Source organism: Xanthomonas albilineans, from assembly GCF_009931595.1.
Lineage (GTDB): Bacteria > Pseudomonadota > Gammaproteobacteria > Xanthomonadales > Xanthomonadaceae > Xanthomonas_A > Xanthomonas_A albilineans.
Genome location: NZ_CP046570.1, coordinates 1,826,795 through 1,852,372 on the forward strand (window position 1 = coordinate 1,826,795; position 25,578 = coordinate 1,852,372).

The 25,578-nt window shown below is 62.1% G+C and carries 25 protein-coding genes; 10 read left to right on the forward strand and 15 right to left on the reverse strand.

All coding sequences use genetic code 11. The features are described from left to right. Positions 1–4: 4 nt before the first annotated feature. The 7 genes from der to ndk all read right to left on the reverse strand — a co-directional run bounded on the left by der (position 5) and on the right by ndk (position 6,798). Positions 5–1,402, reverse strand: coding sequence for a ribosome biogenesis GTPase Der (gene der / locus XaFJ1_RS07590; RefSeq protein WP_012916088.1), 1,398 nt, complete (start codon positions 1,400–1,402; stop codon positions 5–7). A gap of 18 nt (positions 1,403–1,420) precedes the next feature. Further along, the gene (bamB, locus tag XaFJ1_RS07595; RefSeq protein ID WP_045756871.1) at positions 1,421–2,779 is read right to left on the reverse strand and encodes an outer membrane protein assembly factor BamB; all 1,359 of its coding nucleotides are present in this window, start codon (positions 2,777–2,779) and stop codon (positions 1,421–1,423) included. Beyond that, positions 2,779–3,417, reverse strand: a complete 639-nt coding sequence (locus XaFJ1_RS07600; protein WP_012916090.1) for a YfgM family protein — start codon at positions 3,415–3,417, stop codon at positions 2,779–2,781. Before XaFJ1_RS07600 ends, bamB begins: the two co-directional genes overlap by 1 nt. 65 nt (positions 3,418–3,482) lie before the next feature. Then, positions 3,483–4,352, reverse strand: a complete 870-nt coding sequence (locus XaFJ1_RS07605; protein WP_012916091.1) for a RodZ domain-containing protein — start codon at positions 4,350–4,352, stop codon at positions 3,483–3,485. Continuing rightward, positions 4,349–5,167 (reverse strand): type IV pilus biogenesis/stability protein PilW, encoded by an 819-nt coding sequence (gene pilW / locus XaFJ1_RS07610; protein ID WP_012916092.1) that lies wholly within the window; start codon positions 5,165–5,167, stop codon positions 4,349–4,351. Before pilW ends, XaFJ1_RS07605 begins: the two co-directional genes overlap by 4 nt. Further along, entirely contained in the window at positions 5,154–6,359 is a 1,206-nt protein-coding gene (gene rlmN / locus XaFJ1_RS07615) for a dual-specificity RNA methyltransferase RlmN (protein ID WP_012916093.1), read from the reverse strand. Before rlmN ends, pilW begins: the two co-directional genes overlap by 14 nt. Positions 6,360–6,372: 13 nt before the next feature. After that, positions 6,373–6,798: a nucleoside-diphosphate kinase gene (ndk, locus tag XaFJ1_RS07620; RefSeq protein ID WP_012916094.1), complete on the reverse strand. Its 426-nt coding sequence runs from the start codon at positions 6,796–6,798 to the stop codon at positions 6,373–6,375. Positions 6,799–7,015: 217 nt separating this feature from the next. Between ndk and XaFJ1_RS07625 the strand changes: the two genes are divergently transcribed. Genes XaFJ1_RS07625 through XaFJ1_RS07635 form a run of 3 tightly spaced genes read left to right on the forward strand, consistent with a single transcriptional unit; the run spans position 7,016 to position 11,334 of the window. After that, positions 7,016–7,648, forward strand: coding sequence for a TetR/AcrR family transcriptional regulator (locus XaFJ1_RS07625; RefSeq protein WP_012916095.1), 633 nt, complete (start codon positions 7,016–7,018; stop codon positions 7,646–7,648). Between the two features lie 35 nt (positions 7,649–7,683). Beyond that, complete coding sequence (locus tag XaFJ1_RS07630; protein WP_012916096.1) at positions 7,684–10,071, forward strand: 3-hydroxyacyl-CoA dehydrogenase/enoyl-CoA hydratase family protein; 2,388 nt, start codon at positions 7,684–7,686, stop codon at positions 10,069–10,071. A gap of 57 nt (positions 10,072–10,128) precedes the next feature. After that, positions 10,129–11,334: an acetyl-CoA C-acyltransferase gene (locus XaFJ1_RS07635; protein WP_012916097.1), complete on the forward strand. Its 1,206-nt coding sequence runs from the start codon at positions 10,129–10,131 to the stop codon at positions 11,332–11,334. 247 nt (positions 11,335–11,581) lie between these two features. On the opposite strand, the gene galU is transcribed toward XaFJ1_RS07635, so the two are convergent. The 8 genes from galU to cmk form a co-directional block, all read right to left on the reverse strand. Next, a complete protein-coding gene (gene galU / locus XaFJ1_RS07640) occupies positions 11,582–12,463 on the reverse strand; it encodes a UTP--glucose-1-phosphate uridylyltransferase GalU (RefSeq protein ID WP_012916098.1) in 882 nt (293 codons plus the stop codon). Further along, on the reverse strand, positions 12,463–14,373 hold the full coding sequence (locus XaFJ1_RS07645; protein WP_012916099.1) for a polysaccharide biosynthesis protein: 1,911 nt from the start codon (positions 14,371–14,373) through the stop codon (positions 12,463–12,465). The genes galU and XaFJ1_RS07645 overlap by 1 nt, the downstream gene beginning before the upstream one ends. A gap of 20 nt (positions 14,374–14,393) precedes the next feature. Continuing rightward, the gene (locus tag XaFJ1_RS07650; protein ID WP_012916100.1) at positions 14,394–15,365 is read right to left on the reverse strand and encodes an MraY family glycosyltransferase; all 972 of its coding nucleotides are present in this window, start codon (positions 15,363–15,365) and stop codon (positions 14,394–14,396) included. Continuing rightward, a complete protein-coding gene (gene lapB, locus XaFJ1_RS07655) occupies positions 15,366–16,544 on the reverse strand; it encodes a lipopolysaccharide assembly protein LapB (RefSeq protein WP_012916101.1) in 1,179 nt (392 codons plus the stop codon). Between the two features lie 6 nt (positions 16,545–16,550). Continuing rightward, a complete protein-coding gene (locus XaFJ1_RS07660) occupies positions 16,551–16,838 on the reverse strand; it encodes a LapA family protein (RefSeq protein ID WP_012916102.1) in 288 nt (95 codons plus the stop codon). Positions 16,839–16,911: 73 nt separating this feature from the next. Next, positions 16,912–17,217, reverse strand: coding sequence for an integration host factor subunit beta (locus tag XaFJ1_RS07665; RefSeq protein WP_012916103.1), 306 nt, complete (start codon positions 17,215–17,217; stop codon positions 16,912–16,914). A gap of 78 nt (positions 17,218–17,295) precedes the next feature. Next, entirely contained in the window at positions 17,296–18,975 is a 1,680-nt protein-coding gene (gene rpsA / locus XaFJ1_RS07670) for a 30S ribosomal protein S1 (protein ID WP_012916104.1), read from the reverse strand. 235 nt (positions 18,976–19,210) lie between these two features. Further along, positions 19,211–19,882 carry a (d)CMP kinase gene (gene cmk / locus XaFJ1_RS07675; RefSeq protein ID WP_012916105.1) on the reverse strand — a complete coding sequence of 224 codons (672 nt, stop codon included), beginning with the start codon at positions 19,880–19,882 and terminating at the stop codon, positions 19,211–19,213. A gap of 172 nt (positions 19,883–20,054) precedes the next feature. Between cmk and ykgO the strand changes: the two genes are divergently transcribed. The 7 genes from ykgO (at position 20,055) to XaFJ1_RS07710 (ending at position 25,545) form a co-directional block, all read left to right on the forward strand. Then, a complete protein-coding gene (gene ykgO / locus XaFJ1_RS07680) occupies positions 20,055–20,180 on the forward strand; it encodes a type B 50S ribosomal protein L36 (protein ID WP_003468676.1) in 126 nt (41 codons plus the stop codon). A gap of 124 nt (positions 20,181–20,304) precedes the next feature. Beyond that, on the forward strand, positions 20,305–20,634 hold the full coding sequence (locus XaFJ1_RS07685; protein ID WP_012916106.1) for a hypothetical protein: 330 nt from the start codon (positions 20,305–20,307) through the stop codon (positions 20,632–20,634). A 190-nt stretch (positions 20,635–20,824) separates the two neighbouring features. Then, complete coding sequence (locus XaFJ1_RS07690; protein WP_012916107.1) at positions 20,825–21,862, forward strand: agmatine deiminase family protein; 1,038 nt, start codon at positions 20,825–20,827, stop codon at positions 21,860–21,862. A 241-nt stretch (positions 21,863–22,103) separates the two neighbouring features. Next, complete coding sequence (locus XaFJ1_RS07695) at positions 22,104–22,988, forward strand: carbon-nitrogen hydrolase (protein ID WP_045756872.1); 885 nt, start codon at positions 22,104–22,106, stop codon at positions 22,986–22,988. Positions 22,989–23,132: 144 nt separating this feature from the next. Further along, on the forward strand, positions 23,133–24,368 hold the full coding sequence (locus tag XaFJ1_RS07700) for a TraB/GumN family protein (RefSeq protein ID WP_012916109.1): 1,236 nt from the start codon (positions 23,133–23,135) through the stop codon (positions 24,366–24,368). Between the two features lie 335 nt (positions 24,369–24,703). Continuing rightward, the gene (locus XaFJ1_RS07705) at positions 24,704–25,075 is read left to right on the forward strand and encodes a c-type cytochrome (RefSeq protein WP_045756873.1); all 372 of its coding nucleotides are present in this window, start codon (positions 24,704–24,706) and stop codon (positions 25,073–25,075) included. A gap of 8 nt (positions 25,076–25,083) precedes the next feature. Continuing rightward, entirely contained in the window at positions 25,084–25,545 is a 462-nt protein-coding gene (locus tag XaFJ1_RS07710; protein WP_012916111.1) for a c-type cytochrome, read from the forward strand. Positions 25,546–25,578 lie beyond the last annotated feature (33 nt).

Here is a 25,578-nt window from a genome sequence, read left to right on the forward strand (position 1 = left end):
GCGCTTACTTGCCGCGCACGTGCTTCATCAAACGCCGCTTTTTGGCGATTTGGCGCTCGGTCAGTACGTTTTTCTTGCCTTCGTATGGGTTGGCGCCCTCGCGGAACATGAAGCGCACCGGTGTGCCAACCAACTTGAAACGCTTGCGAAAAAAGTTCTCCAGATAGCGTTTGTACGACTCCGGCAGAACCTTCAAGCGGGTGCCGTGCACGATGAAGGTCGGCGGATTGCTGCCTCCCGGATGGACATAGCGCAGCTTGGAGACATGGCCACGGATGCTTGGCGGTGGATTGCTCTCGTAAGCCACTTCCAGCGCCTGATTGACTTCGCTGGTGCTGAACTCGCGCACTGCGGAGGCATGCGCGTTATGAATGGCGCGAAACAGTTCGCGTAAGCCCGACCCGTGCTTGGCAGAAATACGCACCGCTTCGGCCCAAGGCACAAAGCCCAGCTTGCGCGACAGCAACGCCTCGGCCTGCTCGCGCTGGTAGTCGGTCAGTCCGTCCCACTTATTCACCGCCACCACCAGGGCACGGCCGGCATCCAGAATCGCCCCAAGCACGCTAGCATCCTGATCGGTGACGCCTTCGCTGGCGTCGAGCAGCAGCACTGCCACCTCGCATTGCTCGATCGCTTGCAGCGTCTTGAACACGCTGAACTTTTCCACGGCTTCTTCTACCCGGCCGCGGCGGCGCAGGCCGGCGGTGTCGATCAAGCGGTACGGACGATCATCGCGCTCCAGATCCACCGCGATCGAATCGCGGGTGGTGCCGGGCACGTCGGAAGCGATCATGCGTTCCTCGCCCAGCAACCGATTGACTAGAGTCGATTTGCCAACGTTGGGGCGACCGACGAAGGCGATACGCATGCGCCCAGGGTCGGTGTCCAGGGTTTCGCCAGCGCCCTCTTCCGGCAACCGTGCCAATACGTGGTCGAGCAGGTCGTCGATGCCCTGGCGGTGTGCGGCGGACACCGCGATCGCCTCGCCCAGGCCGTAGCGTGCGAACTCGGCACGGACCTGATCTTCATCTGTGCCATCAATCTTGTTGATGAGCAATATAGTCGGCCGCGCCAGCTTGCGTAGCCAGGACAGGATCTCGTCGTCCAGCGAGGACGCGCCTTCGCGGCCATCGACCACGAACAGCACCAGATCGGCCTCGCCAGCGGCGGCACGCGCCTGACTGGCCGTGGCCCCAGCCAGCCCCTCTTCTTCGCCGGAAATACCACCGGTATCGACGATCACGAACGGCGTCTCCGGCTGCAGCCGGCACACACCGTAATGACGGTCGCGGGTCACGCCCGGCTGGTCATGAACCAGCGCGTCGCGGCTGCGCGTCAGCGCATTGAACAATGTGGACTTGCCGACATTCGGCCGTCCAACCAGGGCGACCAGCGGCAGCATGGCGACGTCCTTCCCTTCTTATTGACCTAACCGGAATGCGGTCAGGTCGCCTTTCGTGTTTTCTATGAGCAAGATGCCATCGGCGACCACCGGTTGCGCCACCAGCGGCTTGCGCCCCACCCGCTCGCGCGCGGCGAACTCGCCGTTGTCGAGCTTGAGCCAATGCAGATAGCCCTTGTAGTCGCCGACGACCGCATAATTTCCCTGGATCGCCACGCCGGTGAGCGAGCGGCGTGCCAGCGCCGGTTGCGACCACATCGCCGACCCGGATGCCTTGTCCAGCGCCCAGACGGTGCCGGCATTATCGGCTACCACCACGCTGCCAGAGCTGACACCTACCCCGCCGGCACCTCCATGATCGCGGTCCCACAGCGGTCGACCAGTCGGGCCGTCGAGGGCCACCGTCTGGTTCTTGAAGCTGGTCGCATAGAGCGTTGTGCCATCGATCACCGGCGCACCATCCACGTCGGCCATGCGCTCGAGTTCGGTCCGGCCTTCCGGCACGCCGATGGTCTGTTGCCACAGCACGCGGCCATCCTGCATCGCCAAGGCACTCAGGGTGCCGTCGTCGTTACCGATGAACAGCACACCGGGGCCGGCGACCACCGGTGCATTGCCACGTACGGTCAGACTCGGCAGTTCCTGCGCGTTGAACCAACGCTGCTGGCCAGTCGCGGCATCGAAGGCGGTGGTGCGGCCGTCGTTGCTGCGCACGAACACCGTATTCTGCGCAATCACCGGTGCGGCGATCACTTCATTGTGTACCTTGGCGTGCCACTTCTCGGTACCGTTCGTGGCATCGAGTGCGAGCACCTCCCCGTTCAAGCCACCGACGACCACCAGCCCCTCACCCACACCCGGACCGCCAGCGAAGCGCGGCAGCGGACGGTGCTTCTCCAGCCGCTTGCGTTCCTTGGCCTGTTGCTTCTCATTGCGCAAACGCTGTTTGTAGGCCGCGCGCTCCTGCTTGGACAGGTTTTTGCCGGATTCGCTCTCTACCTGGCTCTTCGGCTGCTGCTCGACGACCTGCGACAGATGCTCCTTGCGCGCCTTCTTGGCGTCGTATTCCCACAGCGCCTTGCCTGTCTGCAGTTCCAGCGCGTACACCGTGCCAGAAGCGGCGGCGACATACACCTTGCCATCGGCCACCACCGGATGCTGGCGCACGCCGATCCGACGTTCGCCTTTCCCGGCATCGGTAGACCAAAGTTTGACGACTTTGACAGTCGGTTTGAAATCGACCAGTTCGGCCGGCTCGGCGGCTTTCTTAGCGGCAGCATCCTTGCCGGCGAACCAGCCTTTGACCGTACTGCAACCCGACAGCGTCAACCCCAGCAGAACAACGGTCGCGACGCGCTTGAACATAACTACCTTCATCAGATCGGCTCCGCGGCATTCGGCACGGTGCCGCCCGCATCCATCAATTTCATTTCCAGCAAACGCCGCTGCGGCGCCGCGATATCCAGCCCAGCCAGCGACTTGACGTACACATCGCGCGCCGCATCGCGCTTGCCTTGCGCAATCAACGCATCGCCGCGAATTTCGAGGCTACGTGTATCGTCGGCAGAGGCGAGCAACTTCAGCGCATCCTCGGGCTTACCGGCCTGAAGCAACAGGAAGGCCATACGCTGATCCACCAGTCGCTTGATCTCGCCATCGGCTTTGAGTGCGCGTAGCGTTGCCAGCGCCGCATCGCTCTTGCCCGCGTCGGCCTGCGCCTTGGCCAGACGTAGCCCAGCCAGTACGACATAGATATCGGACGAACCCTGCTGCAACTGCGTCAGGTCCTTGCCTGCCTTGTCGAGTTGCTTCGCCTCAATGCTCTTGAGCACTGCTTCGTAACGGGAATTGGCCTGGGCAAGATTTTCGGACCGCTGCTTGGCCCACCACTGCCAGCCAAGGATTGCGCCAAGGCCCAGTGCGATGCCACCGATCAGGCCAGCGCCATTTTTCCTGAGCCAGGTGCGAACGCGTTCGCTTTGTTCGTGCTCGTCGAGCAGGTCGTCGATCGCCATGCGTACTCTCGCCCCGCCGCTACGACAGGACATGGAATGTGGAAGATGAGGAAACGGCGCCGCCGTCACTCGGAGGCAGGCACCACGGAACCGTCAGAGGATACCGCAAAGCGCGCCACATTCGCGCGTCTGTAGGGAGTCAGGTCCACCGTACTACCGGATTGCTGAACCTGAACCACAGAGGCATTACCCAGCACGACACGCCCGACTTGACCTGGCGCGTAAGAACGGGTCTCACCAGACTTCAGCATGGCCTTCTCGACCAACCTGCCGTCAGGCGCACTGACCTGCATCCAACTGTCGCCCTGAAACGATAAGGTCAGCCCGCCCTTTGGGGTTTCCTGCTCATGCGGGAGTGGGGTCAATGAAGCAATGTAAGGGGCCGCGCTCGGCGCCGAATGACTGATCGTTTCGGCCCCCGCCGCCGTAGCCGAGCGCTCCCTCGCGACAGGTGACAACCCAGGCGTCTGCGTGGCAATTGGTTCGCTGGGGACCACATCGAGCGAAGCGGTATTCGGACCGTCCTCCGCGAAATGGCTGTGTGTGGCATACCAGACAGGTATCGCCAATCCAGCGGTGATCACCACGTAAACCATTCGCCGGGTAGCGCTCTCGAAGATACGCCGCAGCGGACGCGTATGCGTATGGCTAATCAAATCGACCGGTTGCACGGGTGCAATCTGTGCGGCCTGCAACAGCGGCTCGAGATCCACGCCGAGCAGACGCGCATAACTACGCAACTGCCCTCGCACGAAGACCGGGGCACCGAGGCGCTCCCACTGTTCCGATTCGAGCGTCTGTATGACATGCATCGGCATACGCAGAGTGCTGCCGACGTCGTCGATGCTCAGCCCCGCCGCTTCGCGTGCGTCGCGGAGTTGTTGCCCGCAGCCTTTGGCACAACCAAAAACGTTAGGATTTGAATCACTGCTCACGATGGATTATTCCCAGATATCGTGGTCGCGGCATTGGGAAACTCCTTACGCAACCTCTGTTGGTAACGACTGGCGGCAACCTTGTCACCCAGCCTCTGCTCAATTTTCACGGCGAGTTGTAGCACGGAAGAATTAGCAGGCGCAGAGGCAAGACGCCGTTCTGCAAACGCGCGCGCCTCAAAAAAGTGCCCTTGTGCAACTTCCTCTCGCGCCATCGCCTCCAAGGCATAAGGATTATTCGGTTCCATTGCCAGCGCTTTGCGCAGGTCGTGCAGGCCGCGTTCGCGCTGCCCGACCTGCAACGCGCAGCCGCCGGCATTGGCCAGCGCCGATGCCGGCGTGGCGTAATCCGGCAACGCAAGTGCGCGGTCGAACCACGACAGCGATTCAGCCGCAGCGCCGTTCGCGCATAGCCAAGCACCGTAATTATTCAAGGTCTCGCCGCTATCAGGGGCCAGTTCGGCAGCCTTACGGTAATGCTCGCCGGCAACGGCGTATGCGCCGCGCCGATCCGCGATCAACGCTAGCAATGTGTGCGCCTGCACAGAATTGGCATCCAACGTCAGCGCTTTGTTCGCATACCTCTCGGCGCCGTCCAGATCGCCGGAACCGAGCCGGTTCACAGCCAACCCAAGTTGCTCCTGCAGCGCAAAACGCGATTTGACTGTGTGGCTGTCGTGGATGCGGTAGTCCGGCTGCACCTGCTCAACGGTACGTAATTTGCCAGACTTGGCGGCAAGCCAGTTGCAACCTGGCAGCGCCAGCAGCGCCGTCAAGGTCACGGCGAAGGTCAAATGGCAGCTAGGTTGTCGCATCCTGCTCCACCCGCGTTTGCAGTTCGCGCTGGAACTCGGCCTGACGACGGGTCCGGTCCATGACCTGTCCCTTGAGTTGCCCGCACGCCGCATCGATATCGTCGCCGCGCGTGCGCCGCACCATGGTCAACACCTGGGCATCCAGCAAGATCTTCTGGAACGCGCGAATCTCTGTTTCGCCGGAGCGCGCGTAGCGTGTACCCGGAAACGGATTGAACGGGATCAGATTGACCTTGCCGGCATTGGCGGCCTGCACCGCGTTATCGAACTGACGCATCAGCCGCGCCAATTGCCGCGCGTGCTCGGGTTGGTCATTGATCCCCTTCATCAGGGTGTACTCGAAGGTCACCGATTCACGGCGTTTGTTGGCACGCAGATAGCGCGCGCAAGCTGCCATCAATTCGGCGATCGGATACTTCTTGTTGAGCGGCACCAGGGTTTCGCGCAACGTGTCGTTCGGCGCATGCAGCGAGACGGCCAAGGAGACATCGCTCTCGCCGGATAAACGATCGATTTGCGGCACCAGGCCCGAGGTGGACAGGGTCACGCGCTTGTTGGCCAGGCCGTAACCCAAGTCGTCGCGCATGACGCTCATCGCGCGCACGACATTGTCGAAATTCATCAGCGGCTCGCCCATGCCCATCATCACCACGTTGGTGAGACGGCGTTGCTGGTGCGGCACGTTACCCAGATGCCGCGCCGCCACCCACACCTGCCCGACGATCTCGGCAGTGGAGAGGTTGCGATTGAAGCCCTGGGTCGCGGTGGAACAGAAACTGCAATTCAACCCGCAACCGACCTGCGAGGACACGCACAAGGTGCCACGGCCCTTGTCCGGGATGTACACGGTCTCGATCGCATTCTTACCATCCACGCCCATGGCCAACAGCCATTTGTGGGTACCGTCGGCGGAAGGCTTGTCGAATACGATGTTGGGGACGATGACCTCGGCATGTTGTTGCAGCTTGGCCCGCAGCGCCTTGCCGAGGTCGGTCATTTGCTCGAAATCGGTGACGTAGCGGTGGTGGATCCACTTCATCACTTGGTGGGCGCGATAGCGCGCTTCGCCGAGAGTTTCGGCGAAGAAACGCTCCAGGCCCTCGCGATCGAGGTCGAGCAGATTCTGTCTGGCTGCGACACCGCTGCGAAGCGGATCGGCAAGCACCAACGGAGGATGGACGACCTCGTTCACGACGGACCTCGGATCAGCGCGACACCACTTCGGTGGCGGCAAAGAAATAAGACACTTCATTGACGGCGTTTTCGACCGAATCTGAACCGTGCGCCGCATTGGCGTCGATCGAATCGGCGAAGTCGGCACGGATGGTCCCTGGCGCCGCGTCTTTCGGATTAGTGGCGCCAAGCAATTCGCGATGTGCAGCCACGGCGTTTTCGCCCTCCAACACCTGGATCATCACCGGACCGGAAATCATGAACTCGACCAACGCATTGAAGAACGGACGCTCGCGATGTACCGCGTAGAAGCCTTCGGCCTCGCGACGCGACAACTGCTTGTACTTGGCGGCAACGACTTTCAGGCCGGCCTTTTCGAAGCGGGAGTAAATCTCGCCGATGACATTCTTGGCGACGGCGTCGGGCTTGATGATAGACAGGGTGCGCTCCAGCGCCATGGGACGTTCTCCGTTGGGCGGGCCACTCGCGACCCGAAAAAGTTAAGATTAAAAAACCCGTGCCAAAACGCGGGCTTAGCCAGAATTCAGATGGACGATTCTATCGAATCGCAACGTGCTTTGCACGGCTGCCGCTGAATTGTGCTGCAAGGCAGCATGACTCCCCCCACGACCGAGCCTACAATCAAACAATCGTTTGATTGATTTTGGCGATCACATGACAAAGCAGGTGCATTTCTCGACCAAGGCTCGCATCCTCAGCGCGGCCGAGGAACTGTTCGCCCAGCATGGCTTCTCCGGTACCTCGCTACGCCAAGTCACCAGTCAAGCCGACGTTAATATCGCTGCGGTGAATTATCACTTCGGCTCGAAGGAGAACCTAGTCAACGAGGTATTCCGGAGGCGGATGGACGAGATGACCTCGGCGCGCCTGACCCAACTGGAAACCGCCCAGCGGCAGCATCCAGGCGACCTCGGCCAGGTGCTTGCCGCCTTCGTGGAACCGGCACTTGCAATGGCGCAGGAAAGCCAGAGTGGCGGCGCCTTCGTTCGGGTGATCGCCCGCGCCTATGCCGAGAACAACGACAGCCTGCGCCAGTTCCTGTCCGACCACTACGGCCACGTATTGCGCGAATTCGCCAAGGCGATCGCGGCCTGCGTGCCCGGACTGAGCAAACAGGAACTCTACTGGCGCCTGGACTTCCTGGCCGGCGCCCTGACCTACGCCATGGCCGATTTCGGCCTGATCAAGCGCCCCGCCGGTGTCAGCGAAAGCGCACACCGCGCCCATGCCGCAGGCGAGCTCATCCGTTTCGCCGAAGCGGGCTTCCTTGCCCACTGCGCACATTAGCTCCCGCACACGTTGACCCACAGAGGCTGATCGCTATGTCCAATCCCCTGCTAGTCCGCCGCGCCGCCGTCCTCGGCGCAGGTGTGATGGGCGCACAGATCGCTGCGCACCTGACCAACGCCGGCATCGACACCTTGCTGTTCGACCTTGCCGCCAAGGACGGCAATCCCAATAGCATCGTCCTCAAGGCCATCGCCAACCTGACCAAGTTGAGCCCTGCGCCGCTGGCTAGCCCTACCCTGGCCGAATCCATTCTACCGGCCAACTACGATGCGGATCTGGAACAGCTGCGCGGCTGCGACCTGCTCATCGAAGCCATCGCCGAGCGCATGGACTGGAAGCAGGATCTGTACAAAAAGATCGCACCGTTCGTGGCCGCGCATGCGGTGCTCGCCTCCAATACGTCCGGCCTTGGCATCAACGCGCTATCGGAGGTGTTGCCGGCACCGTTGCGCCCGCGCTTCTGCGGTGTGCACTTCTTCAATCCGCCACGTTACATGCACCTGGCCGAGCTGATTGCGACCAAGCACACCGACACGGCGTTGCTGAAGGGCCTGGAAACCTTCCTGACCACCACCCTGGGCAAGGGGGTGATCTACGCCAAGGACACCCCGAATTTCATCGGCAACCGCATCGGCGTGTTCTCGATCCTGTCCACGATCCACCACACCGAGCAGTTCGGCCTGGGCTTGGACGAGGTGGACGGCTTGACCGGTCCGCTGATCGGTCGTCCCAAGTCGGCCACCTACCGCACCTGCGACGTGGTCGGCCTGGACACCATTGCGCACGTCGTCAAGACCATGGCGGACACCTTGCCGCAGGATCCTTGGCATGCGTTCTTCAAAACGCCGAAGTGGCTGGAAGCCCTGATCGGCAAAGGCGCGCTTGGCCAGAAGAGCGGCGCCGGCTTCTTCCGTAAGCTCGGCAAGGACATCGTGGTGCTGGACCTGCAAAAACAGGACTATCGCCTGGCCGAGCGCGGCGCCACGGCGGACGTGGTCGAGATTTTGAAGATCAAGCATCCGGCGGAAAAGTTCGCCAAGCTGCGCGAGAGTCCACATGCGCAGGCGCAGTTTCTGTGGGCCACCTTTCGCGACCTGTTCCACTACAGCGCCTATCATCTGGCCGACATCGCGCAGACCGCGCGCGACGTGGATCTGGCAATGCGCTGGGGCTACGGCTGGGCGTTGGGGCCCTTCGAGACCTGGCAGGCGGCCGGCTGGAAGCAGGTCGCGCAGTGGATCGCCGACGACATCGCCACCGGCAAGAGCATGAGCAGCGCGCCGCTGCCGAACTGGGTGTTCGATGGCCGCGACGGCGTGCATGCCGCCGAGGGCTCCTACAGTCCCGGGCACGATACCAAGCTACCGCGCTCGGCACTGCCGGTGTACAAGCGCCAGCGTTTCCCGGATGCGCTGCTGGGCGAGACGTTCCCGCAAGGCGAAACCGTGTTCGAGAACGACGGACTGCACCTGTGGCACGACGGCGACGACATCGCCGTGGTCAGTTTCAAGACCAAGATGAACACCGTCTCCGACCAAGTACTGGATGGCCTGCAGGAGGCCGTCCGTCGCGCAGAGAAAGACTTCAAGGCCCTGGTCCTCTGGCAGCACAAGGAGCCCTTCTCCGCCGGTGCCGACCTGGCGGGCGCCCTGGGCCTGCTGCAAGCCGGGAAGCTCGATGCGTTCGAAGCGATGGTGGCCAATTTCCAGACCACCAGTCAGTGCCTCAAGTACGCGCTGGTACCCGTGGTCGCGGCGGTGCGCGGGCTGGCCCTGGGCGGCGGATGCGAGTTCCAGATGCACAGCGCCAAGACCGTGGCCACACTGGAAAGCTACATCGGCCTGGTCGAGGCCGGCGTGGGCCTGCTGCCGGCCGGCGGTGGCCTGAAAGAGATCGCGCTGCGCGCCTCGCAAGCGGCCGTGGCCAATGCCAGCGGAGCCGGTGGCGACGTATTCGCCGAATTGAAGAAGACCTTCGAGACCGTCGCCATGGCCAAGGTCTCGACCTCGGCCGTCAACGCGAAAGAACTGGGACTGCTGCGCAGCACCGACAAGGTCGTGTTCAACAGCAACGAATTGCTGTACATCGCCAAGGCCGAGGCCCGCGCCCTGGCCGAGGGCGGCTACCGTCCGCCGCTGCCGGCGCGGCGCATTCAGGTCGCCGGCGACGTCGGCATCGCCACCTTCAAGATGTTGCTGGTCAACATGCTGGAAGGCCGCTTCATCAGCGAATACGACGATGAGATCGCAACCCGTATCGCCACCGTGTTGTGCGGCGGCGAGGTTGATCGCGGTGCGCTGGTGGACGAGCAATGGCTGCTCAAGCTCGAACGCAAGCACTTCGTCGAACTGGCGCAACAGGAGAAAACCCAGGCACGCATCGGCCACATGCTCAAGACGGGCAAGCCGTTGAGGAACTGATTGAAGCCGGCCGCGGATTCAGACGCCCACACTCCCCGTCATTCGAGAACTCAGCAAATGACCAGACAAATTCAAGACGCCTATATCGTCGCCGCCACCCGTACCCCGGTCGGCAAAGCGCCCAAGGGCATGTTCCGCAACACGCGTCCGGACGACATGCTGGCGCACGTGCTACGCGCGGTGGTCGCACAGGCGCCGGGTATCGATCCTGCACGCATCGACGACACAATCATCGGCTGCGCGATGCCCGAAGGCGAGCAAGGCATGAACGTGGCGCGCATCGGCGTACTACTGGCCGGGCTGCCCAGCTCGGTCGCCGGACAGACCATCAACCGTTTTTGTTCCTCTGGCCTCCAGGCGGTGGCGCTGGCCGCCGACCAGATTCGCCTGGGCAACGCCGACCTGATGCTGGCCGGCGGCACAGAATCGATGTCGATGGTGCCGATGATGGGCAACAAGGTCGCCCTGTCGCCGCGTGTATTCGCAGACGACCACGTCGCCATCGCCTACGGCATGGGCATTACCGCCGAGAAGGTGGCAGAGGAATGGAAGGTGTCGCGTGAGGACCAGGACGCCTTCGCCCTCGCCTCGCACCAGAAGGCCATCGCTGCGATCGCCGTGGGCGCGTTCGGCGAGGAGATCACGCCCTACGACATCGTCTCGCATCAACCCGATCTGGCCGGCAACGTCATCGCGCTGCGCAACATGCGTGTCGACACCGACGAAGGTCCGCGCCCGGATAGCTCCCTGGACGGGCTGGCCAAGCTGCGCCCAGTATTCCGCAACGGCCAATTCGGCGGTAGCGTCACGGCCGGTAATTCCTCGCAGATGAGCGATGGCGCCGGTGCGCTGCTACTGGCCTCGGAACAGGCGCTCAAGGATTACGGACTGACGCCGCTGGCGCGCTTCGTGAGCTTCTCGGTCGCTGGCGTACGTCCGGAGGTGATGGGCATTGGACCGATCGAAGCGATCCCGAAAGCCCTCAAGCAGGCTGGCCTGCGCAAGGAGCAACTGGACTGGATCGAACTCAACGAAGCCTTCGCCGCCCAAGCGCTGGCAGTGATACGCGACAGCAACCTTGACTCATCCAAGGTCAATCCGCTGGGCGGCGCGATTGCGTTGGGCCATCCGCTCGGTGCCACCGGGGCCATTCGCACCGCGACCTTGGTACATGGCCTGCGCCGGCATCAGAAAAAGTACGGCATGGTCACTATGTGTATCGGCACCGGCATGGGCGCCGCAGGCATCATCGAGGCACTATGATCCCTCAGCACGGCGGGAACCATCGGCATCGTGGACTGGAAGACGTCCAGGCCAGTTTGCGGTATCGATGGCAGGCCAGGTCAGTACGTGCGTGCAGGTTCTTTGCAATACGCACGACAGGTTCGCTCACGGGGCCAGCAGGAAGCAGTTGCAGAAGGTAAAAAGCAGCCTAGCGGCTGCTTTTTATATCCATCGCCCACTCGACGACATGCATGATACGTAAGCCGGAAGCAGCACCGAACTAGGCTTAATCTTCCGCAAGCATCTGGGTGAGCTTCTCGCGCGCCGGCTTGGCAAGTTTCTTGTTTTCCAACGCGAAACGAATGGTCGCTTCGACCAGACCCAGGTGAGTACCACAATCGAAACGGGTCCCTTCGAAACGATAGGCGTCGACTCGTTCGCTCTTCAACAGCGTCGCGATCGCGTCGGTGAGCTGGATCTCGCCACCGGCGCCAGTCCCGGTACCTTCCAACAGTTCGAAGATCTTCGGGCTGAGTACGTAACGCCCCACCACGGCCAGATCGCTCGGCGCGTCTGCCGGTTTCGGCTTTTCCACGATCTGTTTGATGCGGCCATTGCGGCCATCGAAAGCATCCGTAGCCACGATGCCATAGCTGGCGGTGTTCTCATGCGGCACGTCCTCCACGGCAATCACGCTGGCGCCGCTAGCGGCGTTGAGATCGGCCATCTGCTTGAGGGCGCCGTCGCCTCGGTTCCAGATCAGATCGTCCGGCAGCAGCACCGCGAATGGCTCGTCGCCAACCACCGACTTGGCGCACAGTACCGCATGCCCCAGGCCCAAGGCTTCCGCCTGGGTAACGAAGATCGCGCGCACGCCATCGGGCAGCACATGACGGATCATCTCCAACTGTTCGTGCTTGCCAGCCCGCTCTAGCTTTTGCTCTAGTTCGTAGGCCTTGTCGAAATAATCCGCGACCGCATGCTTGTAGCGATTGGTCACGAAGATCAAGGTATCGCACCCGGCCTCGATCGCCTCGTCCACGGCATACTGGATCAACGGCCGATCGATGATCGGCAGCATTTCTTTGGGTACGGTCTTGGTGGCGGGAAGGAAACGGGTACCCAGACCTGCGACCGGGAATACTGCCTTGCGGATTCTCTTGCTCATCAGAGCCTTCTGGCCTCGCGTGCGGGGAATGGAACAATCGTAGCCGAGCCATCGTGAGCGCCTTGCTGACGCAAGGGCGCGAATTCGGGCATGGTCGTGCGCAGCACCTGTTCGATGGTTTCGCTATCGTAGTCGGCGACCGCCGCACGCAACTGCTGTACACCCCGTAATACGTCTTCACGGGAAAAACTGCGCACACCGGCCTCGAGAATCTTCGGATGCGAGGTGGGCCGATAGTCCTCGTCGGAATAGAAGAGCGTCTCGTGCAGCTTTTCGCCCGGACGTAGACCAGTGTAGAGGATAGCGATATCGCGCCCGGGCTGTTTGCCAGCCAAACGAATCATCTGTTCGGCAAGCAAGCGAATCGGCACCGGCTCGCCCATGTCCAGGGTGTAGATCGCGCCCCGCGAGGCCGACGCGGCCGCCTGCACGATCAACTGACAGGCCTCGGGAATGGTCATGAAATAACGCGTCACCTGCGGATCGGTCACCGTAACCGGGCCGCCCTGGCGGATCTGCTCGCGGAATAGCGGCACCACACTGCCAGCCGAATCGAGCACATTGCCGAAACGCACGGTCACGAAACGCGTGCCCACCGCTTGATCGTCCAGTGACTGGCACACCATCTCCGCATAGCGCTTGGATGCGCCAAGCACATTGACCGGGTTGACAGCCTTGTCGGTGGAAATGAACACGAAGGTCGAGACATTGGCAGCGACGCAAGCGCGCGCCACATTCTCGGTAGCCAGCACGTTGTTACGGACCGCTTCGCGGAACTGCCCCTCCAGCAGCGGAACCTGCTTGTAGGCGGCGGCATGGAACACCGCATCCGGTTCGGCCACACGCATCGCATGACGGATCACCGCCGGGTCGCCGCAGTCGCCGAGGACGCAGTCGATCTCCAGATCGGGGAAGGTGCGACGCAAATCGGCATGGATGGTGATCAAGGCCAATTCGTCGATCTCCAGCAGCAGCACCTTGCGGGCACCATGACGCGCGCACTGCCGACACAGTTCCGAGCCGATCGAACCGCCGGCACCAGTGACCAGTACGGTTCGCCCTGAGAGCCAGCCTTTGATCAATTTCCAGTCGGGCTTCACCGGCTTGCGACCGAGCAAGTCCTCGATCGCGACTTCCTTCAGTTCGCCAGGCAGGTAATGGCCCTCGAGCACATCGACCAACCGTGGCACCGTCCGGAACGGCAGACCGGTGCTTTCGCAGAGCGCAACCACCCGCTGCATCCCCACGGCGTCCAACGACGGGATTGCGATCACCAACAGCTTGGCCGCGGTTTCCTTAGCGATCTCCCCAGCCTCGTCGATACGGCCAAGGATCGGCAAGCCCTGCAGCTTGGCTCCATGCAGATGCCCGGCGTCGTCCACGAAGCCGACCGGATAGTAGGCACCGGAACGACGCAAATCGCGTACCAACGCCTCGGCAGCGCGCCCGGCGCCCACGATCAGCACACGTCGCGCCGTATCGTCCGAGTGCGCAATCTGGTAATCCTTCCACGCGCGGTACAGCAGGCGCGGCGCGCCCAACAACGCCGAGAGCGCGAACGGGTAGACCATCAGCACCGATAGTGGAATTGCGTCGAAACGGCTGTACGCCAGTCCCAGGACAATCGCGATCAGACCATAAAAGCTGGCCTTGAAGATATTCAGCAGATCGGGAACGCTCGCGAAGCGCCACAGACCACGGTATAGGCCCACTTTCCACAGCACCAAGCCCTGCGCCAACAGGACAATTGCGGTATTGAGATTCCACAGCGGCAGCGGATGCTCGCCAGGCAGCATCGTGTAGCGCAAAGCATGCAGCAACTGCCAGCAAATCCAGACAATGACCAGATCGTGGACAACCACGGAAATCTTGGGCAACAGCTTGGTGATTCGGTCGCGGGTAGAAAGCATCAGTGATCCGTCGTGAGAGTTCAGCGTATTCCCTTGCGCAAAGCCAGCCAAAGCACAGCTGCCGAAAAAAACCAGGCGATCGCCAAACTCGCCTGCCCCACCGTTTCCAGGGTTAAACCTATTCCAGCGATTGTAATAGAGGATATGCTGAACAGAGCATAGGCAAGAGTGACGGTGGTGTGGCTACTCCCGGTATGTACCCAACGCTGATAAAAATGTTGCGCATGCGGCTGCCACCAGCGCTCGCCCGCCAGCATGCGCGAAAAGAGTGTGAAACCTGCATCAATAGCGAACGCCGAGAGCGGTATCGCGAACAACCAGGGTATGCGCTCGGAGACTAGGCTGCCCCACGCGAATAGTCCGGCGATCAGGTAGCCGATTGCGCCGCTGCCGACATCGCCGAGGAAAATCCGTGCTCGCGGATAGTTGAAAGGCAAAAAGCCGGCGCAGGTCACCAATAGCACCCAACAGGGCCAACGAGACCATGCAGGCAGCAGCCAAGCAAACCCCAACGCCACCAGCATCGCTTGGCTGGTCGCCAAGCCATTGATACCATCCATGAAATTCCAGATATTTATCAACGAAACCGTTGCTAACCAGATCAATCCTGTCAGCCACAGCGACTGGTTCGATTTATAGACAAGTGCGGCAAGCAGGCTTGCCGCCAGCACATGCACCAACAAACGCCAAGCGGCCGACAGGGGGCGGTGGTCGTCCCACCAACCGACTCCCGCGACAAGGAGCAAGCCGGTCGTAAAGACAGTAATGTCACAGGCATGGTCCGGCCAATGCACCCCCGCCCAGCCACAGGCGACCAATACCGCCACTACGATCGCTATCCCACCGCCGCGCGGCGTCGCCACGGCATGGCTACGACGCTCGCCAGGTGCGTCCATCAGCTTGCGTTTGATCGCGTAGTGGCACGACAACCAAGTACCGACAGCACTAAGCGGCGCCAGCACGAGAAGCATTGTCCCTAATGCGACCGGCACTTACACCACCGCGTAGTTGAGCAGGGGCTTGACCGTCCCCCATTCCTTGCAACTGGGGCATTGCCAGTGATGGGTACGCGCACCGAACCCGCAGCGGGTGCAGCGGTAGCTGGGATTGCGCACCAGCAACTGATCGGTGATGTGCTTGAGATCCTGCAGGGTGGCGGTGGAGTCCGCGCCCTCGGCCAAGGTCAGCTCGATCAGGGCCGACTCGCCACGCACCGACGGCCGATCCTTGAGCTGACGGCCGAGATAGGTCCGTGCAGCCGAGGCGCCCTCCTGCGATTCCATCAAGCGGGTCAGCGCCAACACCGGAGCGATACCGCGATAGTGTTCGGTCATCTCCGACAGGAACGCACGCGCGCCGCTAAGATCGTTGCCACGGCGATAGCACTCCATCAATGCCGGCATGATCTCGGGCAAATAATCCGGATCGTGGCGGGCCGCGCGCTCGAAAGCGCGGATCGCACCGTCGTTATTGCCATCATCGACATCGATGCGCCCTTCCAGAATCCCGGCACGCACCGACTTTGCGTCCGCCTGGTAGGCCCGCGCAATCGCCGCGCGCGCCAGATCCGGCTTGCCGGAGGCGCGATAGCGGTCGGCCAGCTCGCATTCGAACTGCGCAATCAGCTTGCCCATCGGCTCGCCAGTCACTTCTTCATAGCGGGTAGCATTGTCGATGGCTTTTTCCCAGTCGCGCTCGGCCTGGTAGATGCTGATCAGGTGCTTGAGCGCCTGTGGGGCGCGCTGGTCGATCTGCGCCAGTTCTGTGAACACGGTTTCGGCCCGGTCCAACAGGCCGGACTTCATGTAGTCCTCGCCCAAGGCCAGCAACGCCTGTACGCGTTGCGCGTCACTGAGGTCAGTACGCTGTACCAACCCCTGATGCAGACGGATCGCACGGTCCACTTCACCCCGGCGACGGAACAGATGTCCGAGCGCTACTTGCGTCTCGAAAGTTTCCTTGTCCAGTTCGGCGATATGCAAAAACAGCTCGATCGCTTTGTCGGGCTGCTCGTTGAGTAGGTAGTTCAGGCCACGGAAATACGTGCTGGACAGGCGGCTGACCTGGGAATCCCCATGGCGCTGGCCGCCACGACGACCAATGACCCAGCCACTCAGCGCCGCTAACGGCAGGAACAGGAAGAACCAGAACCATTCGGTCAGAAAGTCCATCGAAGATCAGCGCCCATCCATCGCCTGGAGATGAGAGGAAACCGGCACACCAACGGCATTGGCAGCCTTGTTGGCGCGGCGCAGCCTGGCGTACAGCGGGATCGCGACCAGGGTCAGCATCAAGGCCGCACCGATCACCACGCCCGCGAAAAGCGACACGATGATGGCGATGCCGGAGGTGGTGGCAAGGGCACTGACACCGAAATTGATGACGATCGGCTGCGAATTGAGCGAGCCGATGACCAGGCCGGCAAGTAGAAACACCAGCAATATCAGCAGTCGGACGATTTTCATGAGGAACTCCAGCGCCGGGAGACAGCAGATTAGCCCAACGTGCGTGGATTGCAGCAAACGCAGGATGGCAGGTTTAGAGTGCGTCCGACTCAATCGGGACAACAGCACTGACACGCTCGCGCAACTCCTTGCCGGGCTTGAAATGCGGCACGTGCTTGCCCGGAAGCGCAACGGATTCGCCAGTTTTGGGATTGCGGCCTAGGCGCGGCGGCCGGTAATGCAGGGAAAAACTGCCGAAACCACGTATTTCGATGCGCTCGCCACCTGACAAGGCACCGCCCATCATTTCCAACAACGACTTCACCGCCAGATCGACGTCATCCGACTTCAAATGCACCTGCTTGCGCGCCAGGATTTCGATCAGCTCGGATTTGGTCATACGGATTCGTGCAGTGGAGGCGAAACCTAGTACGGCCCGGAATGACCGGGCCGTCCCAGTGACGTTGTGTCTGACGGATTACTCGGACTTGTTGCCGTTCAACTGTGCACGCAACAGCGCGCCCAGCTGTGTGGTGCCGCCAGACGCGGACTGGTATTCCTCCAGCACTTCGCGCATTTCGGCATCGTCCTTGGCCTTGATCGACAGTTGCAAGGTGCGGCCCTTGCGGTCCATGCCCACGAACTTGGCTTCGATCTTGTCGCCGACCTTCAGGTGCTGGCTAGCATCGTCGACGCGCTCGTTGGCAATATCGCGTGCAGCGACGTAGCCTTCGATGCCATCGGCCAGATCGATCGTGGCGCCCTTGGCATCCACTTCGCGCACAACGCCCTCGACCTTCGACCCCTTCGGGTTGGCTGCCATGTACTGGCCGAACGGATCTTGCTCCAGCTGCTTGACGCCCAGGCTGATGCGCTCGCGCTCCGGGTCCACCGCCAACACCACCGCTTCCAGCGTGTCGCCCTTTTTGAAGTTGCGCACGATGTCTTCGCCGGTGGTGTTCCAGCTGATGTCGGACAAGTGCACAAGGCCGTCGATGCCGCCATCCAGGCCGATGAAGATACCGAAATCGGTGATCGACTTGATCTGGCCAGACACCTTGTCGTTCTTCTTGTGGGTGGCCGCGAAGGTTTCCCACGGATTGGCGGCGACCTGCTTCATGCCCAGCGAAATGCGGCGACGCTCTTCGTCCACGTCCAGGACCATCACTTCGACCTCGTCGCCGACCTGCACGACCTTGGACGGGTTGACGTTCTTGTTGGTCCAATCCATTTCCGACACGTGCACCAAGCCTTCCACACCAGGCTCGATCTCCACGAACGCGCCGTAATCGGTGACGTTGGAAACCTTACCGAACACGCGGCTATTGGCCGGGTAACGACGGGCGATGTTGTCCCACGGATCCTCGCCCAGTTGCTTCAGACCCAGGCTCACGCGGTTACGCTCACGATCGAACTTGAGTACGCGCACGTCCAGCTCGTCGCCGACGTTGACCACTTCGGACGGATGGCGCACACGTTTCCAGGCCATGTCGGTGATGTGCAGCAGGCCGTCGATACCGCCCAAATCCACGAACGCGCCGTAGTCGGTCAGATTCTTGACCACACCCTTCAGGATCGTACCCTCATTCAACTTATCCATCAGCTGCTCGCGCTCTTCCGAGTGCTCGCTCTCGACAACCGCACGGCGCGAAACCACCACGTTGTTGCGCTTGCGATCCAGCTTGATTAGCTTGAATTCCAATTCCTTGCCATCGAGGCAGGACGGGTCGCGCACAGGGCGCACATCCACCAGCGAACCGGGCAGGAACGCGCGGACATCCTTGATATCCACGGTGAAACCACCTTTGACCTTGCCGCTGATGCGGCCGACGATGGTCTCGTTCTTCTCCAACGCCTCTTCCAGCTCGTCCCACACCATGGCGCGCCTGGCCTTATCGCGCGACAGCACGGTTTCGCCGAAGCCGTTCTCCAGCGAGTCGAGTACGACTTTAACCAGGTCGCCCTCGGCGACATCGATCTCGCCAGCCTCGTTACGGAACTGCTCGATCGGCACAATACCTTCGGACTTCAGTCCGGCGTTGATCACCACCACATCGCCGCGAACTTCCACGACGGTGCCGGTGACGATGGCGCCGGGCTTTAGCTTGGCCAGATTGGCTTGGCTGGCTTCGAACAGTTCGGCAAAAGATTCGGTCATTTGAAATTACTCTAGTGGACACACGGACAGGGCGTTTCTTGATTGAAACGGCAACTGCCCACCCTGGTTAGTCGGCCCAAACTGCGGCCGGGTGTGGAGTGAAAAAACCGCAACGCAGGATTGCGCGGCGGAGCCTTGGAACTACGGTTTAGAACTCATGACGCTTGCGTGTCTTGGGAACGACTGGCAAGGCGGACAATGGCCCGCTTCGCCACCGCACCACCCTCCGCACCGCTCAAACGTGCAACAACTGCATGACGCGGCCCACCACCTGGTCGATGTCCATGCCAGTGGTATCCAGGAGGACGGCATCGTCTGCCGGCCTCAGCGGCGCCACTGCGCGCTGGGCATCGCGTGCGTCGCGGGCCATGATCTCGCGCAGCAGGTCACCGAATATAACGGAAACCCCTTTTTCCTTCAACTGCTTATGCCGGCGCTGGGCGCGCTCCTCGGCACTGGCGGTCAGGAAGACCTTGTACGGCGCATCGGGGAAAATCACTGTCCCCATATCACGACCATCGGCGACCAGCCCCGGCGGGCAGCGAAATGCGCGCTGGCGCTGCTTTAGCGCCGAGCGCACCTCCGGGATGGCGGCGATCGCAGAGGCTACCCCGCCAGCGGTTTCCAAACGCAGCTCATCGGTGGCATCAACGCCATTGACCAAAACCCGCAAACCACGGTCGGCAACTTCCTCGAAGTCCACACGGGTATCGAAGGTACAGCGCACCAGCGCGGCAGCATCGGAGATGTCCAGGTGGGCCCAACTAGCCGCGACTCCGACCGCCCGATACAGCGCACCCGAATCCAAGTAATGCCACCCAAGTCGCGCCGCGACGATGCGACTGACGGTGCCTTTACCGGCTCCGGATGGGCCATCGAGGGTCAGGACGGGAGAGGGTTCGTTCATGCGGTTCCTCGGAGCGTTGGCGGTGCATTGTAGCGCCGACGTCCAACCGACTGGCGCAAGCAGTTGAAACAATGAAGAAAAACAGGCTATGATTGCTGGATCACTCATCTAGCGCCACGGCTTTGTCCGTGCCGCCTCCCTTCGAATCCACACGTTTACGCCGAGGTGTGCCATGAAAGTCCTTTCCTCCCTGAAGTCGGCGAAGGCCCGTCACCGCGACTGCAAGGTTGTCCGCCGCCGCGGCAAGGTCTTCGTGATCAACAAGACGAACCCCCGCTTCAAGGCGCGCCAGCGCTGATTGCAAGACTGCTCGCCGCGCCGTGCGTAGCGATGGCTGGCGTTCGACGAAAACCGCCTTCGGGCGGTTTTTTGTTGCCGAAGTTTGCTGTAATCGTTCTTCCGTCCTCTGGGGAGTACACGTGATGAAGCACCGTCTGTTCATCTTGCCGCTGCTGACCGCCCTAGGCCTAGCCGGCGGCGCCCACGCCGAGACGCTTCTTGTGGACCGGGTCAGACAGGAACCTGTCGCGTCGATGCCAACGCGTGGGCTGAGCATGAGCCAGGTGCAGGCGCGCTACGGCACCCCGCAACAGACGCTGGAACCACGCGGCGGCCAGAAGCGGCAATGGCCGACCATCAACCGCTGGGTCTACCCCGCTTTCACCGTGTACTTCGAGAAGCAAAAGGTCGTCGACGTGGTCGCCAATAAGGTGGACCCCAACGAGATCGGCCCAAAACCGGCGATCCGTTGACGCGCAGCCGCAGCCAACTTTCGCAACAACGGCCAGCGTAACCAAGCCAGCCAGGGCACACCACTGGCTGGAGCGGCCAAGCCTATGCCTCTCGCGACGAGCGGCCCCGTGCAAGCCCCAGCGTGGCGCTATACGAGAAATTGATCCCTCCCCCGGCTTCGCCCGGGCAGTACCTGAGCGACGATCCACCATGAGCGACAACCTGCGTCTTCCAGCAGAATGGGAGCCCCAATCCGCTATTTTGATCGCCTGGCCGCATGCCGGCACCGACTGGGCCGCGCGTCTGGCTGAGGTCGAGGAGACGTACATCGCGCTGGTCGCGGCGATCGTGCGTTTTCAGCACGTCGCGATCTGCGTCGCCGACGCAGATTTGCAGACCTATGCCGAGGCACGACTGCGCTCGGCACGGGTAGACATGCAGCGGGTGCGATTCGTGGAGGCTCAATACGATGACACTTGGCTGCGCGATTCAGGCCCGATTACCCTGACACGTGCGGACGGTGGCTTCCAGTTGCTGGATTTCCGCTTCACCGGCTGGGGCGGGAAATTCCAGGCGAGCCTGGACGACCAACTGGTGAGCCTACTCGCCGCGCAAGGCCTGTTCGCCGACAACACAGTGCGCCGTATCGATTTCGCGCTGGAAGGCGGGGCCATCGATTGCGACGGCGCCGGCACCTTGCTGACCACCTGGCAATGCCTGCACGAGCGGCATCCGCAGCGCACGCGCGCATCGCTTAACCACGATCTAGCCGACTGGCTGGCACAACAGCGGGTACTGTGGTTGGAGCACGGCTATCTGGAAGGCGACGACACCGATGCGCATATCGACACCCTCGCCCGCTTCGCCAGTGAGGATGTGATCGTCTACCAGGCCTGCGACGACGCCGACGATTCGCATTACGCCGAACTGCAGGCGATGGGGGCCGAACTGGCGGCATTACGCACCATCGATGGACGTCCTTACAGACTGTTCCCGCTCCCCTGGGCGCAGCCGGTGATCGACCAAGACCGGCGTCTGGCCGCGTCCTATGCCAATTTTCTAATCGTCAATGGCGCAGTGCTAATGCCGGCCTACGGCGACGCCGCCGATGCACAGGCGCAAGCGGTGATGGCGCAGGCGTTCCCGCAGCATGAGATCGTGCCGATCCCATGCCGGGCATTGATCTGGCAGAACGGCAGCCTGCACTGCATCACCATGCAACTGCCCGCTGGGGCACTTGCGCACTGAATGTGCGTTCGCATGGCCGGCTTGGCCGCGTGCGGAGGAGCATGGCTCACAGCCGGCATCGACCAGCAAGTACCGCCCAATGGCAATGCACCTGATTCGTCTGGGTGCGTATAACGCAAATACCAGACCGAGACACCGCGATCCGGCCTCTGCGCCTGCATCACAGTTCATCTGCCCAGGCGCTGCCGCGCAGCCATCCGCGCTACCATGCATGCTTTCGCCGATCTCCCTCATCTCCGTAATGACCCGACATTCTCTTTCCGTTGCGCTGATCCAGGAGCGTAACCATGGCGATGCCGCAGCGAACCTGAGCGCGATCGAATCGCGTGTCGCCGAAGCAGCCGCGCAGGGCGCGCGTCTGGTATTGCTGCAGGAATTGCACAATGGCGCCTATTTTTGCCAGCACGAGTCGGTCGAAGCATTCGATCTTGCCGAGCCGATTCCCGGTCCCAGCAGCCAGCGCCTGAGCGCGCTGGCCAAGCGCCACGGCGTGGTCCTGGTCGGTTCGTTGTTCGAGCGCCGCGCTGCGGGCCTGTACCACAATACTGCCGTGGTGTTCGAGAAGGACGGCAACCTGCTCGGCAAATACCGCAAGATGCACATTCCCGACGATCCGGGCTTCTACGAGAAGTTCTACTTCACCCCGGGCGATCTGGGCTTCACCCCGATCCAGACTTCGGTCGGTCGTCTCGGCGTGCTGGTGTGCTGGGACCAATGGTATCCGGAGGCGGCACGCTTGATGGCGCTTGCCGGTGCCGAGCTGCTGCTCTACCCGACCGCGATCGGCTGGGACCCCGACGACGCGCAGGCCGAACAGGAACGCCAGCGCGATGCCTGGGTACTCAGTCACCGCGGCCATGCCGTCGCCAATGGCATCCCGGTGCTGAGCTGCAATCGGGTCGGCCACGAACCATCGCCGCTCGGGGCATCGGGCATCCAGTTCTGGGGCAACAGCCACGTGCTGGGTCCACAGGGCGAATTCATCGCCGAGGCCGGAACCGACCCGACGGTGCTGGTCTGCGAGGTGGACTTGCAGCGCAGCGAACATGTCCGACGGATCTGGCCGTTCCTGCGCGACCGTCGCATCGACGCGTATGGCGACCTGCTCAAGCGTTATATCGACTGAACCCGCCGAGCGCATTGAACGGGATGCTCCCGCGTACAGCACACCGAGCCGGTCACTAGGTCTTAAGTACCTGCCGACCTCAACACAACACCACAACGCCTGTTGCGCCATGGCGCCGACCAGGCCCTTCCGACGAGTAATGGCATGAACGCACTCCCCCAGGCCGACGACGCACTATTCGCCGACCAACCGTACCGCATCGTCGAACGCGACGGGGTCCGCTACACCTTGCTCGGGACTGCGCACGTCTCCCAGGCCAGCGTCGCGGTTGTCGAGCGTGCCATCGAGAGCGGCCGCTTCGACGCGGTAGCGGTGGAACTGGATCCGCAACGCTTGCAGGCGCTCACCGATCCTGACGCGCTGACCAAGCTGGATCTGGTGCAGGTGATCCGCAAAGGACGCGTGGCCCTGTTCGCGGCCAACCTTGCGCTGGCCGCCTATCAACGCCGCTTGGCCGAACAGCTCGGCATCGAACCTGGCGCCGAACTCAAACGCGCGGTGCTGCTGGCACGCGAACGGCAGTTGCCGGTATATCTGGTGGATCGCGAGGTCGGGCTGACCTTCAAGCGTGCTTCCAGCCGACTCGGCTTGTTCGGCAAGCTCAAACTTGCCAGCGGCCTGCTCGGCGGCCTGTTCGCTTCAGAGGAAGTCGGCGAAGCAGAGATCGAGAAGCTCAAACAAGGCGACATGCTCGAAGCCAGCTTCGGCGATTTCGCCAGCGAAAGCCCAGAGCTATACGCAACCATCATTGCCGAGCGCGACCGTTACATGGCCACACGCCTGCGCGAAGAACACGCGCACGGCGAGGCGCATCGCCACAGCGTGCGCGAAGTCCTGGCGGTCGTCGGCGCCGGCCATCTGGCCGGTATGGCCAAACACCTGCAGAGCGATCAAGACGACCCGGCAACGCTGCGCAAGACGCTGGAAGACGCACCGACCCAAAAGAAAGTTCCCTGGATCACCCTGACCCTGACCACGCTGGTGCTCGGTGGCGTGGCCTGGGGATACTGGCACGGCGGCTTCGCGCTGGGCACCGATTTGCTCCAGCAGTGGGTACTGTTCACTGGCGGGCTGGCCGGGCTGGGCTGCCTGCTGGCCGGCGGCCATCCACTGAGTGTGATCGCCGGTGCCATCGCCGCACCGCTGAAACCATTTCGGCCCGGGGTTCCTGCTGGTGCATTCAGCGCGCTGGTGGAAGTACACATGCGCAAACCGGCCTACGGCGACTTCCTCGCACTGCGCGACGATGCGCAGAGCCTGCGGGGCTGGTACCGCAACCGGGTCTCGCGGGTGGTGCTGACCTTCCTGCTGACCAATCTGGGCAGCATGCTGGGCGTATGGCTGGCCGGATTTCGCATCCTGAGCAAACTGGCCAGTTGAGTCCACCATGGCAACCGGGCTTTTCCTCATGGCCTACGGCGCCAACGCCTTGTGTCATGGCGGCGCTATAAGCAACGGCAGTGCAGCGCTTCGGGGCTGAAGCCGTGTCCCAAAACCAATCTAGCCACTGGATGGCTGGCGGCAGCTGTGGAGTCGCAATTGTCGAGCGAGCGAACCACGCATGCGATATTGATTAGCATCACATGCGGCAAATTGCCCTGTCCACACATATCGCTCGTGGCCAGTTTCGGAGCCACGAAAGGTAAGGCTATACTCGGGTCGTTCCGTATTCCCTCACGCCGTACACCCGTCCCGTCCTTCCGGACCACGAAACCATGCGCACGCAGCCGCTAGCCGCTTGTCTTGCTCTGGCCATACTTGTTTCTATCGGGGTCGTCCCGGCCATGGCGCAAAGCGCGCCAACGCCCACCGCTCCTGCCACCTCCGCACCTGTGCAAGGCAATGCCGCCAATGGCCGATTGCTGACCTACACCTGCCAGGGTTGCCACGGGGTTACCGGCTACAAAAATGCCTATCCCAGCTACCGCATCCCCAAGATCGGCGGGCAATCGGCGCAATACCTGACACAGGCACTGACCGAATACCGACTCGGCAAGCGCAAGCACCCAACCATGCAGGCGCAGGCGGAAAGCTTCTCGGAGCAGGATATCGCCGACATCGCCGCTTTCCTGTCCACTCTCAAGTAGGCTTTCCCATGTCGAACGCCGCGCACGCTCTGCGTCCCGCCATCGTCCTGCTTGCAACCCTGTGGTTGGGGGCATGTTCGCAATCGCAGGTGGAATCCTCCAGCACCTCGGCCGGCGATCCTGGCCACGCCAGTGGCGAGCATGGGGCCGGCTCCTCCGCCGGACTCCCCGGCGGACGCATCGCCATCGGCGAAAAACTCGCCCAGGCCAAGGGCAAGGCCACAGGGCAGAACTGCATCAACTGCCACGGCGCCGAGGGCAACGCGCCAATCGACCCGACCTACCCCAAGCTCGGCGGCCAATACGGCGATTATCTCGCCCATGCGCTGCAGGCCTACCGCAGCGGCGACCGCCAGCACCCCTTGATGAGTCAACAAGCGGCGCAACTGAGCGACCAGGACATCGCCGATCTAGCGGCCTACTTTGGTTCGCGCACCACCAAGTTGCGCGATCTGCATGGTGTGAACTGAGCGCGAGACCGTCGCGCATGCGCGACGGCCATG

What these genes read in the sequence shown, in the direction of transcription:
- der (WP_012916088.1), bottom strand. Translation starts at nt 1,402, where the DNA reads ATGCTGCCGCTGGTCGCCCTGGTTGGACGGCCGAATGTCGGCAAGTCC.
- bamB (WP_045756871.1), bottom strand. Translation starts at nt 2,779, where the DNA reads ATGAAGGTAGTTATGTTCAAGCGCGTCGCGACCGTTGTTCTGCTGGGG.
- XaFJ1_RS07600 (WP_012916090.1), bottom strand. Translation starts at nt 3,417, where the DNA reads ATGGCGATCGACGACCTGCTCGACGAGCACGAACAAAGCGAACGCGTT.
- pilW (WP_012916092.1), bottom strand. Translation starts at nt 5,167, where the DNA reads ATGCGACAACCTAGCTGCCATTTGACCTTCGCCGTGACCTTGACGGCG.
- ndk (WP_012916094.1), bottom strand. Translation starts at nt 6,798, where the DNA reads ATGGCGCTGGAGCGCACCCTGTCTATCATCAAGCCCGACGCCGTCGCC.
- XaFJ1_RS07625 (WP_012916095.1), top strand. Translation starts at nt 7,016, where the DNA reads ATGACAAAGCAGGTGCATTTCTCGACCAAGGCTCGCATCCTCAGCGCG.
- XaFJ1_RS07630 (WP_012916096.1), top strand. Translation starts at nt 7,684, where the DNA reads ATGTCCAATCCCCTGCTAGTCCGCCGCGCCGCCGTCCTCGGCGCAGGT.
- XaFJ1_RS07635 (WP_012916097.1), top strand. Translation starts at nt 10,129, where the DNA reads ATGACCAGACAAATTCAAGACGCCTATATCGTCGCCGCCACCCGTACC.
- galU (WP_012916098.1), bottom strand. Translation starts at nt 12,463, where the DNA reads ATGAGCAAGAGAATCCGCAAGGCAGTATTCCCGGTCGCAGGTCTGGGT.
- XaFJ1_RS07645 (WP_012916099.1), bottom strand. Translation starts at nt 14,373, where the DNA reads ATGCTTTCTACCCGCGACCGAATCACCAAGCTGTTGCCCAAGATTTCC.
- lapB (WP_012916101.1), bottom strand. Translation starts at nt 16,544, where the DNA reads ATGGACTTTCTGACCGAATGGTTCTGGTTCTTCCTGTTCCTGCCGTTA.
- XaFJ1_RS07660 (WP_012916102.1), bottom strand. Translation starts at nt 16,838, where the DNA reads ATGAAAATCGTCCGACTGCTGATATTGCTGGTGTTTCTACTTGCCGGC.
- XaFJ1_RS07665 (WP_012916103.1), bottom strand. Translation starts at nt 17,217, where the DNA reads ATGACCAAATCCGAGCTGATCGAAATCCTGGCGCGCAAGCAGGTGCAT.
- rpsA (WP_012916104.1), bottom strand. Translation starts at nt 18,975, where the DNA reads ATGACCGAATCTTTTGCCGAACTGTTCGAAGCCAGCCAAGCCAATCTG.
- cmk (WP_012916105.1), bottom strand. Translation starts at nt 19,882, where the DNA reads ATGAACGAACCCTCTCCCGTCCTGACCCTCGATGGCCCATCCGGAGCC.
- ykgO (WP_003468676.1), top strand. Translation starts at nt 20,055, where the DNA reads ATGAAAGTCCTTTCCTCCCTGAAGTCGGCGAAGGCCCGTCACCGCGAC.
- XaFJ1_RS07685 (WP_012916106.1), top strand. Translation starts at nt 20,305, where the DNA reads ATGAAGCACCGTCTGTTCATCTTGCCGCTGCTGACCGCCCTAGGCCTA.
- XaFJ1_RS07690 (WP_012916107.1), top strand. Translation starts at nt 20,825, where the DNA reads ATGAGCGACAACCTGCGTCTTCCAGCAGAATGGGAGCCCCAATCCGCT.
- XaFJ1_RS07695 (WP_045756872.1), top strand. Translation starts at nt 22,104, where the DNA reads ATGACCCGACATTCTCTTTCCGTTGCGCTGATCCAGGAGCGTAACCAT.
- XaFJ1_RS07700 (WP_012916109.1), top strand. Translation starts at nt 23,133, where the DNA reads ATGAACGCACTCCCCCAGGCCGACGACGCACTATTCGCCGACCAACCG.
- XaFJ1_RS07705 (WP_045756873.1), top strand. Translation starts at nt 24,704, where the DNA reads ATGCGCACGCAGCCGCTAGCCGCTTGTCTTGCTCTGGCCATACTTGTT.
- XaFJ1_RS07710 (WP_012916111.1), top strand. Translation starts at nt 25,084, where the DNA reads ATGTCGAACGCCGCGCACGCTCTGCGTCCCGCCATCGTCCTGCTTGCA.